Here is a 16,035-nt window from a genome sequence, read left to right on the forward strand (position 1 = left end):
TGCCAGCTGCCGGAAGGCGTGGAGATGGTGATGCCGGGCGACAACGTGAAGATGGTGGTGACGCTGATCGCGCCGATCGCGATGGACGAAGGCCTACGCTTCGCGATCCGCGAAGGCGGCCGCACCGTCGGCGCCGGCGTGGTGGCGAAGGTTCTGAAGTAAGACGACGGGAACGGGGAGTCGGGAATAGGGAATCGGAGCGTCAGGAGCAGTTGCTCTTCACGACTCCCGTCTCCCGTCTCCCGGTTCCCGTTTCCCGACTCCCGGCTCCACACGCCAGTAGCTCAATTGGCAGAGCAGCGGTCTCCAAAACCGCAGGTTGGGGGTTCGAGTCCCTCCTGGCGTGCCATCTGTTGAAGTGAAATGAACGCAAAGGTCGAAAACAACTCGCCGTCCGCGGCGGCCGACATCGCCAAGTACGTGCTGGCGGTGCTGCTGGTGATCGCCGGCATCGTCGGATTCTACTGGTTCGCGGACTGGGCGACGCCGCTGCGTGCGCTGCTGCCGCTGGCCGGCGTGATCGCGGGCGCCGCCGTCTTTGCGACCACGCCGCGCGGCCGCGCCACGATCGACTACATGGGCGAGGCGCGCTTCGAGCTGCGCAAGGTGATCTGGCCCACGCGCCAGGAAACCATCCGCACCACGGTCGTCATCCTGATCGTGGTGGTGCTCGTGAGCATCCTGCTCGGCATCATGGATTTCTTCCTCTCCGGCGGCGTCCGCCTGCTGCTGCGGATCTGACGGAGCGACGACATGGCAAAGCGCTGGTACGTGGTACACGCCTATTCGGGCTTCGAGCATCAGGTTGCGCGGGCGCTGAAAGACCGCATCGTGCGCAACGGCATGGAAGACCGCTTCGGCGAGGTGATGGTCCCGACCGAAGAAGTGATCGAGATGCGCGGCGGCCAGAAGCGCAAGTCCGAGCGCAAGTTCTTCCCCGGCTACGTGCTGGTGCAGATCGAGACCTCGGGCGAGGGCGGTGGCCTGCGCATCGACGACGAGAGCTGGCACCTGGTCAAGGAAACCTCCAAGGTGATGGGCTTCATCGGCGGCACCGCCGACCGCCCGTTGCCGATCAAGGACAGCGAGGCCGACAACATCCTGCAGCGCGTGCAGGAAGGCGTCGAGAAGCCGCGTCCCAAGATCCTGTTCGAACCGGGCGAGCTGGTGCGCGTCACCGAAGGCCCGTTCAACGACTTCAACGGCACGGTCGAGGAAGTCAACTACGACAAGAGCCGCCTGCGCGTGGCGGTGCTGATCTTCGGGCGATCGACCCCGGTCGAGCTCGAGTTCTCGCAGGTGGAAAAAGCTTAAGGGCCGTGATTCGGGATTCGGGATTCGGGATTCGCAAGGGCGGGCTTTCGCTCTGACGAATCGCGAATCACGAATCACGAATCCCGGAAAACAACAGTCGAGGAGCCCGCAAGGGCGCTAGCACTCGCAGGAGCAAAGCAATGGCAAAGAAAGTCGTCGGTTACATCAAGCTGCAGGTGAAGGCCGGCCAGGCCAATCCCAGTCCGCCGGTCGGTCCGGCGCTCGGCCAGCGCGGCCTGAACATCATGGAGTTCTGCAAGGCGTTCAATGCCGCCACGCAGAAGCTGGAGCCGGGTCTGCCGATTCCGGTGGTGATCACCGCGTATTCCGATCGCAGCTTCACCTTCGTCACCAAGACCCCGCCCGCGTCGATCCTTCTGAAGAAGGCCGTCGGCATCACCTCGGGCTCCAAGCGCCCGAACACCGAGAAGGTGGGCAAGGTCACGCGCAAGCAGCTCGAGGACATCGCCAAGGCGAAGGAGCCCGATCTGACTGCGGCGGATCTGGATGCGGCCGTGCGGACCATCGCCGGCAGCGCGCGTTCCATGGGTTTGACGGTCGAGGGCTGATGACATGAAGATCACCAAGCGTTTCAAGGCGATGGAAAAGCTCGTCGAGCCGGGCAAGGCCTATGCGATCGACGACGCCATCAAGATGCTCAAGGACAACAGCAAGGTGAAGTTCGTCGAGTCGATCGACGTCGCCGTGCGCCTGGGCGTGGACGCCAAGAAGTCCGACCAGCAGGTGCGCGGTTCCACCGTGCTGCCCGCCGGCACCGGCAAGTCGGTGCGCGTGGCGGTGTTCGCCCCGGCCGGCGCCAAGGCCGACGAAGCTCTCGCGGCCGGTGCGGACGTGGTCGGCATGGACGATCTGGCCGAGAAGATGCTCGCCGGCGACATCAACTACGACGTCGTCATCGCGACGCCGGACGCAATGCGCGTGGTCGGCAAGCTCGGCCAGGTGCTCGGCCCGCGCGGCCTGATGCCGAACCCGAAGGTCGGCACCGTGTCGCCGGACGCCGCCGGCGCCGTGCGCAACGCCAAGGCCGGTCAGGTGCGCTACCGCACCGACAAGGCCGGCATCATCCACTGCACCATTGGCAAGGCGAACTTCGAAACCGACGCGCTGAAATCCAACCTCGTCGCGCTGCTGCAGGACCTGGTCAAGGCCAAGCCGTCCGCCGCCAAGGGCCAGTACCTGCAGAAGGTGTCGGTCTCCAGCACGATGGGCAAGGGCGTGATCGTCGACCAGTCGAGCCTCGGCCTGACCAAGTAAGCGCGCACTGCGCGCCCCCGGTCGCCCGGCATCCGCCGGGCACGGCGCAAGCCCGCCCACGCGGGCATGCGCCGACCGGCGCAACACCGAAATTTTGAGGGCTTCAGAGGCTGCCGATCCATTGGCATCCGACGAAGGCCGTCAAAGACCGCAGGTTTCCCACCGCCGGCGCAAGGCAAGCGCGGCAGCCAGAACGGACGCAACGGTTCGGGCGGCGGGAAGTAATCGGGCAACCGGCCTGCGCAGATGGTGAAGCCCTCCGGAAAGTTTTCTGGAGAGCCCGCCACCGGGATGGCACCACGCATCCCCGGCGTCACGGAGCGACGCCGCCCAGGACCGCCACCGGCGCAAGCCGGGAGCGGAGTTCACAAGAGGAGTGTTTATGGCTCTTAATCTGTCCCAGAAGCAAGTGGTTGTCGCCGAGCTGGCAGAGGTTGCCGCGAAAGCCCACTCCCTGGTTGCTGCCGAGTACGCGGGCACCACCGTCGGTCAAATGACGGCGATGCGCAAGAAGGCCCGCGAATCCGGCGTGTACTTGCGCGTTGTCAAGAACACGCTGGCCTCGCGTGCGGTGGCGGGTACCGAATTCGAATGCGTCCAGGACGCACTCGTCGGTCCGCTGCTCTACGCGTTCTCGACCGAAGAACCCGGCGCAGCCGGGCGTCTGATCAAGGAATTCGCCAAGACCAACGACAAGCTGCAGACCAAGGTCGTGTCGATGAGCGGCAAGCTGCTGCCGGCGTCCGACCTTGAAAAGCTCGCCTCGCTGCCGACCCGCGACCAGGCCATCTCGATGTTCCTCGCGCTGCTGATGGAACCGGCGACGCGCGTGGCACGGGTGTTCAAGGCGATCGGCGACCAGAAGGAACAGGCAGCGTAACCGGCTTCCGGCCGATGCTGCGGTTCGTTCGACAACCCCATCCAGAAAACTTTCAAAGGTACTGACATCATGGCAATTTCCAACGACCAGATCCTCGAAGCGATCTCGGGCATGACCCTTCTCGAAGTGATGGACCTCGTGAAGGCCGCCGAAGAGAAGTTCGGCGTCACCGCAGCGGCGCCCGTCGCCGTTGCCGCGGTGGGCGGTGCTGCGGCACCGGCGGCCGAAGAGCAGACCGAGTTCACCGTCGTCCTCGCCGAAGCCGGCGCGAACAAGGTCAACGCGATCAAGGCCGTGCGCGCCATCACCGGCCTCGGCCTCAAGGAAGCGAAGGACCTCGTGGAATCCGCGCCCGCCACCGTCAAGGACGGCGTCAGCAAGGAAGACGCGGCGAAGTTCAAGAAGGAACTGGAAGACGCGGGCGCCAAGGTCGAAATCAAGTAAGCGACCCTGTTGCAGACGTTTTCCGCACGTTGAAGCAAGCCCGGGCCTGGGGACGAAAGTCCCCGGGCCTTGGCCGTTTTTCCGCATCGCCAAAGCGATGCGCGCCGCACCCATCGCAGCGATGCGATGCGAACCACGGGCCGCCCCGACGCGGCCCGGCCGCAGACGGAGTCGACAGTCGGAAGTAGCGGGAGAGGGCGTGCTGGTGCCGGCAATACCAGCGACTTCCCACTGGCGATTCACGTAGAACCCGGCCCGCGCCACGCGCGGCCACTGAAAATTTGAAGAGGCGGACTCTCCCCATGACGTACTCCTTCACCGAAAAGAAGCGCATCCGCAAGGATTTCGGCAAGCGACCGTCGATTCTCGACGTGCCCTACCTGCTCGCGATCCAGGTCGACTCCTACCGTGAATTCCTGCAAGAGAACACCACGCCCGCCAAGCGCGCCGAACACGGCCTGCATGGCGCGCTGAAGTCGGTGTTCCCGATCTCGAGCTACAGCGGCAACGCCGCGCTCGAATACGTCAGCTACAAGCTGGGCGAACCGCCGTTCGACGAGCGCGAATGCCGCAACCGCGGCCTCTCCTTCGGCGCGCCGCTGCGCGTGACCGTGCGCCTGGTCATCTACGACAAGGACAGCCCGGCCTCGAACAAGGCGATCAAGTACGTGAAGGAGCAGGAGGTCTACATGGGCGAACTGCCGCTCATGACCGACAACGGCACCTTCATCATCAACGGCACCGAGCGCGTCATCGTCTCGCAGCTGCACCGCTCGCCGGGCGTGTTCTTCGACCACGACCGCGGCAAGACGCACAGCTCGGGCAAGCTGCTGTACTCGGCGCGCATCATTCCGTACCGTGGTTCGTGGCTCGACTTCGAATTCGATCCGAAGGATTCGCTGTTCACGCGCATCGACCGTCGCCGCAAGCTGCCGGTGACGATCCTGCTGCGCGCGCTCGGTTTCAACAACGAGCAGATGCTGCAGACCTTCTACGACATCAACACCTTCCACCTGCTCAAGGAAGGCGTCGAACTCGAACTCGTGGCCGAACGCCTGCGCGGCGAGACCCTGAACTTCGATCTCGTGGTCGGCGGCAAGGTCATCGTGGAAGCCGGCAAGCGCATCACCGCGCGCCACGTGAAGCAGCTCGAACAGGCCAAGATCAAGACGCTCGAAGTGCCGGACGAGTACCTGCTCGGCCGCATCCTCGCGCACGACGTGGTCGATTCGAAGACCGGCGAACTGCTGGCCGCCGCCAACGACGAGATCAACGACGACCACCTGATCAAGTTCCGCAAATCGGCGATCGACAGCCTCGGCACCATCTGGGTCAACGATCTCGACCGCGGCGCGTACATCTCCAACACCCTGCGCATCGATCCGAGCAAGACCCCGCTCGAAGCGCTGGTCGAGATCTACCGCATGATGCGTCCGGGCGAGCCGCCCACCAAGGACGCCGCGCAGAACCTGTTCCAGAACCTGTTCTTCTCGTCCGACCGCTACGACCTCTCCGGCGTCGGCCGCATGAAGTTCAACCGCCGCGTCGGCCGCAAGGACGTCGAAGGCGCAGGCGTGCTCAACAACGACGACATCCTCGCCGTGTTGAAGGTCCTGATCGAGATCCGCAACGGCAAGGGCACGGTCGACGACATCGACCACCTCGGCAACCGCCGCGTGCGGTCGGTCGGCGAAATGGCGGAAAACACCTTCCGCGTCGGCCTCGTGCGCGTCGAGCGTGCGGTCAAGGAGCGCCTGTCGCTGGCCGAATCCGACGGCCTCACGCCCCAGGACCTCATCAACGCCAAGCCCGTTGCCGCCGCGATCAAGGAGTTCTTCGGCTCCTCGCAGCTGTCGCAGTTCATGGACCAGAACAACCCGTTGTCGGAAGTCACGCACAAGCGTCGCGTCTCGGCCCTCGGCCCGGGCGGCCTGACGCGCGAACGCGCCGGCTTCGAAGTGCGCGACGTGCATCCGACCCACTACGGCCGCGTCTGCACCATCGAAACGCCGGAAGGCCCGAACATCGGCCTGATCAACTCGCTGGCCGTGTACGCCCGCACCAACCGCTACGGCTTCCTCGAAACGCCGTATCGCCGCGTCGTGGACGGCAAGGTCACCGACCAGATCGACTTCCTCTCGGCCATCGAGGAAGCGGAATTCGCGGTCGCGCAGGCCAACTCGCTGCTGACCAAGGACGGCGCGTTCGCCGAGCAGTTCGTCCCGTCGCGTTACCAGGGCGAATCGCTGCTGCGCGCGGCGAACGAGATCCAGTACATGGACGTCTCGCCGATGCAGACCGTGTCGGTCGCGGCCGCGCTCGTGCCCTTCATCGAGCACGACGACGCCAACCGCGCGCTGATGGGCGCGAACATGCAGCGCCAGGCCGTGCCGACGCTGCGTGCCCAGACCCCGCTGGTCGGCACCGGCATCGAGCGCTTCGTGGCGCGCGACTCGGGCGTCAATTCGGTCGCGATCCGCGGCGGCGTCATCGACCAGGTCGATGCGGGCCGCATCGTCGTGCGCGCGAACGAGGAAGAAGTCGGCGAGAACGATGCCGGCGTCGACATCTACACCCTGGTCAAGTACACCCGCTCCAACCAGAACACCTGCATCAACCAGCGCCCGCTGGTGAACGTGGGTGACCGCGTGGAACGCGGCGACGTGCTGGCCGACGGTCCCTCGACCGACATCGGCGAACTCGCGCTCGGCCAGAACATGCTGGTCGCGTTCATGCCGTGGAACGGCTACAACTTCGAAGACTCGATCCTGCTGTCGGAGCGTGTGGTCCAGGAAGACCGCTACACCACGATCCACATCGAAGAGCTCACCTGCGTCGCGCGCGACACCAAGCTGGGCCCCGAAGAAATCACCGCCGACATCCCGAACGTGTCCGAGCAGGCGCTCGGCCGCCTCGACGAATCGGGCGTGGTCTACATCGGCGCCGAAGTGCAGGCCGGCGACATCATGGTCGGCAAGGTCACGCCGAAGGGCGAATCGCAGCTGACGCCGGAAGAGAAGCTGCTCCGCGCCATCTTCGGCGAGAAGGCCTCGGACGTGAAGGACAGCTCGCTGCGCGTGCCGCCCGGCATGGACGGCACCGTCATCGACGTGCAGGTCTTCACCCGCGACGGCATCGAGAAGGACAAGCGCGCGCGCCAGATCGAGGACATGGAGATCAAGCGCGTCAAGAAGGACTTCGACGACCAGTTCCGCATCCTCGAAGGCGCCATCTACGCGCGCCTGCGCTCGCAGATCGTCGGCAAGGTCGCCAACGGCGGTCCGAACGGCTTCAAGAAGGCCGAGATCACCGACGAGTATCTCAACGGTCTGAAGAAGGACGAGTGGTTCTCGATCCGCATGAAGGACGAGGACGCGGCCGAATCCATCGAGCGCGCGCAGAAGCAGATCGAAGCGCACAAGAAGGAATTCGAGAAGCGCTTCACCGACAAGCGCGCCAAGATCACCGCCGGTGATGACCTCGCCCCGGGCGTGCTGAAGATGGTGAAGGTGTACCTGGCCGTGAAGCGCCGCATCCAGCCGGGCGACAAGATGGCCGGCCGCCACGGCAACAAGGGTGTGGTCTCGATGATCCAGCCGGTCGAGGACATGCCTTTCATGGCCGACGGCCGCCAGGTCGACATCGTGCTGAATCCGCTCGGCGTGCCGTCGCGCATGAACATCGGCCAGATCCTGGAAACGCATCTGGGCTGGGCCGCCAAGGGCCTCGGCGAGAAGATCCAGAAGATGATGGACGAGCAGCGCAACATTGCCGAGCTGCGCAAGTTCCTTGAACAGATCTACAACCACGACAAGGCCGAACGCGGCATCGAACGCGCCGATCTGAGATCGCTCGACGACAAGGAAATCGCGGCCCTGGCCACGAACCTCACGCGCGGCGTGCCGATGGCGACGCCGGTGTTCGACGGCGCGGCCGAGAGCGAGATCAAGGCGATGCTCAAGCTTGCCGACCTCCCGACCTCGGGCCAGACGACGCTGTACGACGGCCGCACCGGCGAAGCCTTCGATCGTCCGGTCACGGTGGGCTACATGTACATGCTCAAGCTCAACCACCTCGTCGACGACAAGATGCACGCGCGTTCGACCGGCCCGTACTCGCTCGTCACCCAGCAGCCGCTGGGCGGCAAGGCGCAGTTCGGCGGTCAGCGCTTCGGCGAAATGGAAGTCTGGGCGCTGGAAGCCTACGGCGCGGCCTACACCCTGCAGGAAATGCTGACGGTGAAGTCCGACGACGTGCAGGGCCGCAACCAGATGTACAAGAACATCGTCGATGGCGACCACGAGATGGCGGCCGGCATGCCCGAGTCGTTCAACGTGCTGGTCAAGGAAATCCGCTCGCTCGCGATCAACATCGAGCTGGAAGAGAACGGGTAAGGACGTGATTGGTGATTGGTGATTCGTGATTCGCGACAGCTAAGCACGAATCCTCCGAATCCCCCGCTCTTACGAATCCCGAATCCCGAATCTCGAATCCCGGAGTACAAAATGAAAGACCTTTTGAACCTCTTCAACCAGACGCGCCAGACGCTGGACTTCGACGCGATCAAGATCGGGCTCTCCTCGCCCGACCTGATCCGCTCGTGGTCGTACGGTGAAGTGAAGAAGCCCGAGACGATCAACTACCGCACCTTCAAGCCCGAGCGCGACGGCCTGTTCTGCGCCGCGATCTTCGGACCGATCAAGGACTACGAGTGCCTGTGCGGCAAGTACAAGCGCATGAAGCACCGCGGCGTCGTCTGCGAAAAGTGCGGCACGGAAGTGACGCTCGCCAAGGTGCGCCGCGAGCGCATGGGCCACATCGAACTCGCCACGCCCACGGCGCACATCTGGTTCCTGAAGTCGCTGCCGTCGCGCATCGGCCTCATGCTGGACATGACGCTGCGTGACATCGAACGCATCCTCTACTTCGAAGCGTATGTGACGATCGATCCGGGCATGACCGCGCTCGAGCGCGGCCAGCTGCTGACCGAAGAGCAGTACCTGCAGGCCGTGCAGGACCACGGCGACGATTTCGATGCCCGCATGGGCGCCGAAGCCGTGTTCGAACTGCTGAAGACGATCGACCTGAACTCCGAGCTGATCAAGCTCAAGGAAGACATCGCCGCCACCAACAGCGAAACCAAGCTCAAGCGCCTCTCCAAGCGCATCAAGCTGGTCGAGGCCTTCATCGATTCGGGCAACCGTCCGGAATTCATGGTGCTGACCGTGCTGCCCGTGCTGCCGCCGGACCTGCGTCCGCTGGTGCCGCTGGATGGCGGCCGCTTCGCGACGTCGGATCTCAACGATCTCTACCGCCGCGTCATCAACCGCAACAACCGTCTCAAGCGTTTGCTCGAGCTCAATGCGCCCGACATCATCGTGCGCAACGAGAAGCGCATGCTGCAGGAGTCGGTCGATGCGCTGATGGACAATGGCCGTCGTGGCCGCGCGATCACCGGCACCAACAAGCGCCCGCTCAAGTCGCTCGCCGACATGATCAAGGGCAAGCAGGGCCGCTTCCGCCAGAACCTGCTCGGCAAGCGCGTCGACTACTCCGGCCGTTCGGTCATCGTGGTCGGCCCGACGCTGCGCCTGCACGAGTGCGGCCTGCCGAAGAAGATGGCGCTGGAACTGTTCAAGCCCTTCATCTTCTCCAAGCTGCAGCGCCGTGGCCTCGCCACGACGATCAAGGCCGCGAAGAAGCTCGTCGAGCGTGAATCGGCCGAGGTGTGGGACATCCTGGAAGAAGTGATCCGCGAACATCCGGTCATGCTCAACCGCGCGCCCACGCTGCACCGCCTCGGCATCCAGGCGTTCGAGCCGGTGCTGGTGGAAGGCAAGGCGATCCAGCTGCACCCGCTCGTCTGTACCGCCTTTAACGCCGACTTCGACGGCGACCAGATGGCCGTGCACGTGCCGCTCTCGCTCGAAGCCCAGCTCGAAGCGCGCGCGCTGATGATGTCGACCAACAACATCCTCTCGCCCGCCAACGGCGAGCCGATCATCGTGCCGACGCAGGACGTGGTGCTGGGTCTGTATTACATGACCCGCGTGCTGACCAACAAGAAGGGCGAAGGCATGATCTTCGCCAACCTCGCCGAAGTGCAGCGCGCCTACGACAACCGCGTGGTGGAACTGCACGCGAAGATCAAAGTGCGCATCCCGGAAGTGGAGCGCGTCGACGGCGAACGCCGCAGCAAGGTCTCGCTGGTGGAAACCAGCGTGGGCCGCGCCCTGCTGGCCGAAATCCTGCCCGAGGGTCTGCAGTTCGCGCTGATCAACACCGAGCTCAACAAGAAGTCGATCAGCCGCCTGATCAACGCCTGCTACCGCCAGCTCGGCCTCAAGGAAACGGTGATCTTCGCCGACCAGCTGATGTACACCGGCTTCCGCTACGCGACGCGTGCGGGTGTCTCGATCGGCATCGACGACCTCACCATCCCCGACGAGAAGAAGCAGATCCTCGAAGTGGCCGAAGGCGAAGTGCTCGAGATCCAGGAGCAGTACGCCTCGGGTCTGGTCACCGCGGGCGAGCGCTACAACAAGGTCGTCGACATCTGGTCGCGCACCAACGAGCAGATCGCCGCGGCGATGATGAAGGGCATCGGCACCGACAAGGTGACCGACGCCGAGGGCAAGACCGTCGACCAGAAGTCGATGAACTCGCTCTACATCATGGCCGACTCCGGCGCGCGAGGCAGCGCGGCCCAGATCCGCCAGCTTGCCGGCATGCGCGGCCTGATGGCCAAGCCCGACGGCTCGATCATCGAAACGCCCATCAAGGCCAACTTCCGCGAAGGCCTGGACGTCCAGCAGTACTTCAACTCCACCCACGGCGCCCGCAAGGGTCTCGCGGACACGGCGCTGAAGACCGCGAACTCCGGTTACCTGACGCGTCGCCTCGTCGACGTGGCGCAGGACGTCGTCATCACCGAAACCGACTGCGGCACCCGCGCCGGCCTCACCATGACGCCGATCGTGGAAGGCTCCGACATCGTCGAGCCGCTGCGCGACCGCGTGCTCGGCCGCGTCGTGGCCGAAGACGTCTACCTGCCGGGCAACGACGAGGATCCCTTCGTCACCCGCGGCACGCTGCTCGACGAACGCTGGGTCGCCCAGCTCGAGGAGAAGGGCGTGCAGTCCATCCTCGTGCGCTCGACCATCACCTGCGAATCGAGCTTCGGCGTCTGTGCCTACTGCTACGGCCGCGACCTGGCCCGTGGCCACATCGTCAACAAGGGCGAGGCCGTCGGCGTCATCGCGGCGCAGTCCATCGGCGAACCGGGCACCCAGCTCACCATGCGTACCTTCCACATCGGCGGTGCGGCATCGCGTGCGGCGGCGGTCGACAACGTGTCGGTGCGCACCACCGGCACAGTCAAGTTCAACAACCTCAAGACCGTGCAGCACGCGGCCGGACATCTCGTCGCCGTGTCGCGCTCGGGCGAAATCTCGGTCATGGACACGCACGGGCGCGAGCGCGAGCGTTACAAGCTGCCGTACGGCGCGGTGTTGAACGTCAAGGACGGCGCCGCGGTCAAGACCGGGCAGGTCGTGGTCACGTGGGATCCGCACACCCATCCGATCGTCTCGGAAGTGGCCGGCTACCTGCGCTTCGTCGATTTCGTCGAAGGCATGACGGTGATCGAGAAGACCGACGAGCTCACCGGTCTGGCATCGGTGGAGATTACCGATCCCAAGCGCCGCGGTTCGGCCGCGAAGGACCTGCGCCCGATCGTCCGCATCGTCGACGAGAAGGGCAAGGACCTCAATATCCCGGGCACCGACCTGCCGGCGCAGTACATGCTGCCGCCGCGCGCCGTGGTCAGCCTGCAGGACGGCGCCTCGGTTGGCGTCGGCGACGTCGTTGCGCGTATCCCGCAGGAAGCCTCGAAGACCCGCGATATCACCGGCGGTCTGCCGCGCGTGGCCGACCTGTTCGAAGCGCGCAAGCCCAAGGATCAGGCGATCCTCGCCGAGCGCTCGGGCATCGTCAGTTTCGGCAAGGAAACCAAGGGCAAGCAGCGCCTCATCATCAAGGATGTGGACGGCAGCGAGCACGAGGAGTTGATCCCGAAGTACCGCCAGATCATCGTGTTCGAAGGCGAACACGTGGCCAAGGGCGAAACCGTGGTGGACGGCGAACCGAACCCGCAGGACATCCTGCGCCTGAAGGGCGTCGAGGAACTGGCCGCGTACCTGACCAAGGAAATCCAGGACGTCTATCGCCTGCAGGGCGTGAAGATCAACGACAAGCACATCGAGACGATCATTCGCCAGATGCTGCGCAAGGTCGAGGTCACCGATGTCGGCGACAGCCGCTATCTGCGTGGCGAACAGGTCGAGCGCATCCGGATGGTGGAGGAGAACGCCCGGCTCGTGGCCCGCAACGAACAGCCGGCCAAGACCGACCCGGTGCTGCTGGGCATCACCAAGGCCTCGCTCGCGACCGAATCGTTCATCTCCGCGGCCTCCTTCCAGGAGACCACCCGCGTCCTGACCGAAGCGGCGGTGCGCGGCACCCGCGACACCTTGCGCGGGCTCAAGGAGAATGTTATCGTGGGTCGCTTGATTCCGGCCGGTACGGGCTTGGCTTACCACAACAAGCGCCGCATGGCCGCGGAACAGACGCAACTCACGGACGCAGAGCTCGAAACCCTTCGCGCATCGACGTCGGCCCCGGTCGACATCGGCAGCGAAAGCTGAGGCTCGGCGATCCACACCCAGGCTTCGCGGCCGGGGCATGACATACGAAATGAGGCACAGGACGTGCCTCGTGTTCGGGCCTAGGGACTGGTCAAGACACCCCCGTCGATTCGTTGACGGGGCGTGTTAACACGGTTTATACTTTTCCGTCTCAGCGGACCGAGTTGCATCGGTTCGCTTTTTGTTTCGCAAGGGTTTCACTCATGTCAACGATCAACCAGCTGGTCCGCAAGCCGCGCAGTCCGAAGACGTACAAGAGCGCCTCGCCGGCGCTGGCGAACTGCCCGCAGCGCCGCGGCGTCTGCACGCGCGTCTACACCACGACGCCGAAGAAGCCGAACTCGGCGCTGCGCAAGGTCGCCAAGGTGCGTCTCACCAACGGCTTCGAAGTCATCAGCTACATCGGCGGCGAAGGCCACAACCTGCAGGAACACTCGGTCGTGCTGATTCGCGGCGGCCGCGTCAAGGACCTGCCGGGCGTTCGCTACCACACCGTGCGTGGCTCGCTCGACGCGTCCGGCGTCGCCAAGCGCCGCCAGAGCCGTTCGAAGTACGGCGCCAAGCGTCCGAAGAAGTGATCCCGCGCGGGCGGCCGCGAACGCGGCCGTTCCGTGCCAGCTTCAGCCAGGCCCGTTTTCCGTTTTGACCTGACGCGTTTTTCGCGTTCTTTTCCAATTAGGTACGCACCATGTCCCGTAAAGGTTCGCCCGGTACCCGTTCCATCCTGTCCGATCCGAAGCACGGCAGCCAGACCATCGCCCGCTTCATCAATATGGTGATGCAGAGCGGCAAGAAGTCCGTCGCAGAGAAGATCGTCTACGGCGCGATGGACGTCATCGGCGAGAAGAATCCGAATGCGCTCGAGCTCGTCGAAAAGGCGCTCGGCAACGTCGCTCCGGCGGTCGAAGTGAAATCCCGCCGCGTCGGTGGTGCGACCTACCAGGTTCCCGTCGAAGTCCGCACGTCCCGCCGTTCGGCGCTGGCCATGCGCTGGGTCATCGAGTCCGCCCGCAAGCGTGGCGAGAACTCGATGCCGCGCAAGCTCGCCGGCGAGCTGCTCGATGCGGCCGAAAGCCGCGGCGGCGCCGTGAAGAAGCGCGAAGAAACCCATCGTATGGCGGAAGCGAACAAGGCGTTCGCCCATTACCGCTGGTAACGAGCAAGGAATTTGACTGTGGCACGCAGTACACCAATCGACCGCTATCGCAACTTCGGCATCATGGCCCACATCGATGCCGGCAAGACCACGACCACGGAACGCATCCTTTTCTACACCGGCGTCAATCACAAGATTGGCGAGGTGCATGAGGGCGCGGCCACCATGGACTGGATGGAGCAGGAGCAGGAGCGCGGCATCACTATCACCTCGGCGGCCACCACGGCGTTCTGGAAGGGCATGGATGCGTCGTTCCCCGAGCACCGCTTCAACATCATCGACACCCCCGGGCACGTCGACTTCACCATCGAAGTCGAGCGTTCGCTGCGCGTGCTCGACGGCGCCGTGTTCGTGCTGTGCGCGGTCGGCGGCGTCCAGCCGCAGTCGGAAACCGTGTGGCGCCAGGCCAACAAGTACGCCGTGCCGCGTCTTGCGTTCGTCAACAAGATGGACCGCACCGGCGCGGACTTCAACAAGGTCGTCGGCCAGCTGCGTTCGCGCCTGAACGCGAGCCCGGTGCCGATGCAGGTGCCGATCGGGGCCGAGGAAGGCTTCGAGGGTGTCATCGATCTGGTGAAGATGAAGGCCATCCTGTGGGACCAGGCCTCGCAGGGCACCAAGTTCGAATACGGCGAGATCCCGGCCAACCTCAAGGACGAGTGCGTCAAGGCGCGCCTGTTCATGGTGGAAGCCGCGGCGGAAACGTCGGAAACGCTCATGAACAAGTATCTCGAAGAGGGCGACCTCTCCGAGAGCGAGATCATGGACGGCATCCGCGCCGGCACGCTCAGCACCAGCATCATCCCGGTGTTCTGCGGCACGGCATTCAAGAACAAGGGCGTGCAGGCCATGCTCGACGCGGTCATCCACTACCTGCCGTCGCCGGCCGATCGTCCGCCGGTGAAGGGCGTGGACGAAAACGAGCAGGAAGGCGTCCGCCAGGCGGGCGACGACCAGCCGTTCTCGGCGCTCGCGTTCAAGATCATGACCGACCCGTTCGTGGGCTCGCTGACGTTCTTCCGTGTCTATTCGGGCACGCTGAACTCCGGCGACCAGGTCTACAACCCGGTGAAGTCGAAGAAGGAGCGCATCGGTCGCATCCTGCAGATGCACGCGAACCAGCGCGACGAAATCAAGGAAGTCCGCGCCGGCGACATCGCCGCGGCGGTCGGCCTCAAGGACGTCACGACCGGCGACACGCTGTGCGCGCAGGACAGCATCATCACGCTCGAGCGCATGGTGTTCCCGGAGCCCGTCATCTCGATGGCGGTCGAGCCGAAGACCAAGTCCGACCAGGAAAAGATGGGCATCGCCCTGGGCCGTCTGGCGCAGGAAGATCCGTCCTTCCGCGTGCGTTCGGACGAAGAGTCGGGCCAGACCATCATCGCCGGCATGGGCGAGCTGCACCTCGAAATCCTCGTCGACCGCATGAAGCGCGAGTTCAACGTCGAAGCCAACGTCGGCAAGCCGCAGGTCGCCTACCGCGAAACCATCCGCAAGGCGGTCAAGCAGGAAGGCAAGTTCGTGCGCCAGTCGGGCGGTCGCGGCCAGTACGGCCACATCGTCATCGAGATGGAGCCGCAGGAGCGTGGCGGCGGCTTCTCGTTCGAAAGCGCGATCGTCGGCGGCGTGGTTCCGAAGGAATACGTGGCTGCGGCGGGCAAGGGCATCGAGGAAGCGACGCAGAACGGTCCGCTCGCTGGCTTCCCGGTGGTGGACGTCAAGATCCGCGCGGTCGATGGTTCGTTCCATGACGTCGACTCGAACGAAATGGCGTTCAAGATCGCCGGTTCCATGGCCTTCAAGGAAGCATTCGGCAAGGCCAATCCGGTCCTGCTCGAGCCGATCATGAAGGTCGAAGTCGTGACGCCGGAAGACTACATGGGCGACGTGATGGGTGACGTGAGTCGCCGTCGCGGCATCCTGCAGGGTTCGGACGACGGCCCGTCGGGCAAGGTCATCAACGCGATGGTCCCGCTCGGCGAGATGTTCGGCTACGCCACGAGCCTGCGCTCGATGAGCCAGGGTCGCGCCACGTTCACGATGGAATTCGACCACTACGCGGAAGCGCCGGCCAACATCGCGGCGGAAGTGATGAAGAAGTCGTAAGACTTCTTCGTCACCAACAACACATCACATCAGATTCAATTCAGAAGGTTACGAGTCATGGCCAAGGGCAAATTCGAACGCACCAAACCGCACGTGAACGTCGGCACGATCGGCCACGTGGATCACGGCAAGACGACGCTGACGGCGGCGCT

At 64.4% G+C, this 16,035-nt stretch carries 13 protein-coding genes and 1 tRNA gene; all 14 read left to right on the top strand.

The features are described 5' to 3' along the window. Nucleotides 1–162, top strand: a 162-nt coding sequence (locus tag HNQ52_RS16705) for an EF-Tu C-terminal domain-related protein (RefSeq protein WP_484484182.1), incomplete at its 5' end; no start/stop codon positions are given. A gap of 111 nt (nucleotides 163–273) precedes the next feature. Beyond that, a tRNA-Trp gene (locus HNQ52_RS16710) sits at nucleotides 274–349 on the top strand. A gap of 14 nt (nucleotides 350–363) precedes the next feature. Beyond that, on the top strand, nucleotides 364–741 hold the full coding sequence (gene secE / locus HNQ52_RS16715) for a preprotein translocase subunit SecE (RefSeq protein WP_183962450.1): 378 nt from the start codon (nucleotides 364–366) through the stop codon (nucleotides 739–741). 12 nt (nucleotides 742–753) lie between these two features. Continuing rightward, nucleotides 754–1,314 carry a transcription termination/antitermination protein NusG gene (nusG, locus tag HNQ52_RS16720; RefSeq protein ID WP_183962451.1) on the top strand — a complete coding sequence of 187 codons (561 nt, stop codon included), beginning with the start codon at nucleotides 754–756 and terminating at the stop codon, nucleotides 1,312–1,314. Nucleotides 1,315–1,454: 140 nt separating this feature from the next. Beyond that, nucleotides 1,455–1,883 (top strand): 50S ribosomal protein L11, encoded by a 429-nt coding sequence (gene rplK / locus HNQ52_RS16725; protein ID WP_183962452.1) that lies wholly within the window; start codon nucleotides 1,455–1,457, stop codon nucleotides 1,881–1,883. 4 nt (nucleotides 1,884–1,887) lie between these two features. Next, nucleotides 1,888–2,589, top strand: coding sequence for a 50S ribosomal protein L1 (rplA, locus tag HNQ52_RS16730; protein WP_183962453.1), 702 nt, complete (start codon nucleotides 1,888–1,890; stop codon nucleotides 2,587–2,589). Nucleotides 2,590–2,971: 382 nt separating this feature from the next. Further along, nucleotides 2,972–3,469 (top strand): 50S ribosomal protein L10, encoded by a 498-nt coding sequence (gene rplJ, locus HNQ52_RS16735; protein ID WP_183962454.1) that lies wholly within the window; start codon nucleotides 2,972–2,974, stop codon nucleotides 3,467–3,469. A gap of 69 nt (nucleotides 3,470–3,538) precedes the next feature. Further along, nucleotides 3,539–3,913 carry a 50S ribosomal protein L7/L12 gene (rplL, locus tag HNQ52_RS16740; protein WP_183962455.1) on the top strand — a complete coding sequence of 125 codons (375 nt, stop codon included), beginning with the start codon at nucleotides 3,539–3,541 and terminating at the stop codon, nucleotides 3,911–3,913. Nucleotides 3,914–4,215: 302 nt separating this feature from the next. Then, a complete protein-coding gene (gene rpoB / locus HNQ52_RS16745) occupies nucleotides 4,216–8,307 on the top strand; it encodes a DNA-directed RNA polymerase subunit beta (RefSeq protein ID WP_183962456.1) in 4,092 nt (1,363 codons plus the stop codon). A 111-nt stretch (nucleotides 8,308–8,418) separates the two neighbouring features. After that, nucleotides 8,419–12,618, top strand: coding sequence for a DNA-directed RNA polymerase subunit beta' (gene rpoC, locus HNQ52_RS16750; RefSeq protein ID WP_183962457.1), 4,200 nt, complete (start codon nucleotides 8,419–8,421; stop codon nucleotides 12,616–12,618). Nucleotides 12,619–12,821: 203 nt separating this feature from the next. Continuing rightward, a complete protein-coding gene (rpsL, locus tag HNQ52_RS16755) occupies nucleotides 12,822–13,196 on the top strand; it encodes a 30S ribosomal protein S12 (RefSeq protein ID WP_183962459.1) in 375 nt (124 codons plus the stop codon). A gap of 110 nt (nucleotides 13,197–13,306) precedes the next feature. Continuing rightward, on the top strand, nucleotides 13,307–13,774 hold the full coding sequence (gene rpsG, locus HNQ52_RS16760) for a 30S ribosomal protein S7 (protein ID WP_183962461.1): 468 nt from the start codon (nucleotides 13,307–13,309) through the stop codon (nucleotides 13,772–13,774). An 18-nt stretch (nucleotides 13,775–13,792) separates the two neighbouring features. Next, a complete protein-coding gene (gene fusA / locus HNQ52_RS16765; RefSeq protein WP_183962463.1) occupies nucleotides 13,793–15,883 on the top strand; it encodes an elongation factor G in 2,091 nt (696 codons plus the stop codon). A gap of 57 nt (nucleotides 15,884–15,940) precedes the next feature. Beyond that, a partial coding sequence (locus HNQ52_RS16770) for a GTP-binding protein (RefSeq protein WP_038054197.1) occupies nucleotides 15,941–16,035 on the top strand: 95 nt, incomplete at its 3' end.

The sequence above is a fragment of the Chiayiivirga flava genome, assembly GCF_014202825.1.
GTDB lineage: Bacteria > Pseudomonadota > Gammaproteobacteria > Xanthomonadales > Xanthomonadaceae > Chiayiivirga > Chiayiivirga flava.

Bases quoted from the DNA above. Each gene is read 5' to 3' on its own strand.
- secE (WP_183962450.1), top strand. From the start codon at position 364: ATGAACGCAAAGGTCGAAAACAACTCGCCGTCCGCGGCGGCCGACATC.
- rplA (WP_183962453.1), top strand. From the start codon at position 1,888: ATGAAGATCACCAAGCGTTTCAAGGCGATGGAAAAGCTCGTCGAGCCG.
- rplJ (WP_183962454.1), top strand. From the start codon at position 2,972: ATGGCTCTTAATCTGTCCCAGAAGCAAGTGGTTGTCGCCGAGCTGGCA.
- rpoC (WP_183962457.1), top strand. From the start codon at position 8,419: ATGAAAGACCTTTTGAACCTCTTCAACCAGACGCGCCAGACGCTGGAC.
- rplK (WP_183962452.1), top strand. From the start codon at position 1,455: ATGGCAAAGAAAGTCGTCGGTTACATCAAGCTGCAGGTGAAGGCCGGC.
- nusG (WP_183962451.1), top strand. From the start codon at position 754: ATGGCAAAGCGCTGGTACGTGGTACACGCCTATTCGGGCTTCGAGCAT.
- rplL (WP_183962455.1), top strand. From the start codon at position 3,539: ATGGCAATTTCCAACGACCAGATCCTCGAAGCGATCTCGGGCATGACC.
- rpsL (WP_183962459.1), top strand. From the start codon at position 12,822: ATGTCAACGATCAACCAGCTGGTCCGCAAGCCGCGCAGTCCGAAGACG.
- rpoB (WP_183962456.1), top strand. From the start codon at position 4,216: ATGACGTACTCCTTCACCGAAAAGAAGCGCATCCGCAAGGATTTCGGC.
- rpsG (WP_183962461.1), top strand. From the start codon at position 13,307: ATGTCCCGTAAAGGTTCGCCCGGTACCCGTTCCATCCTGTCCGATCCG.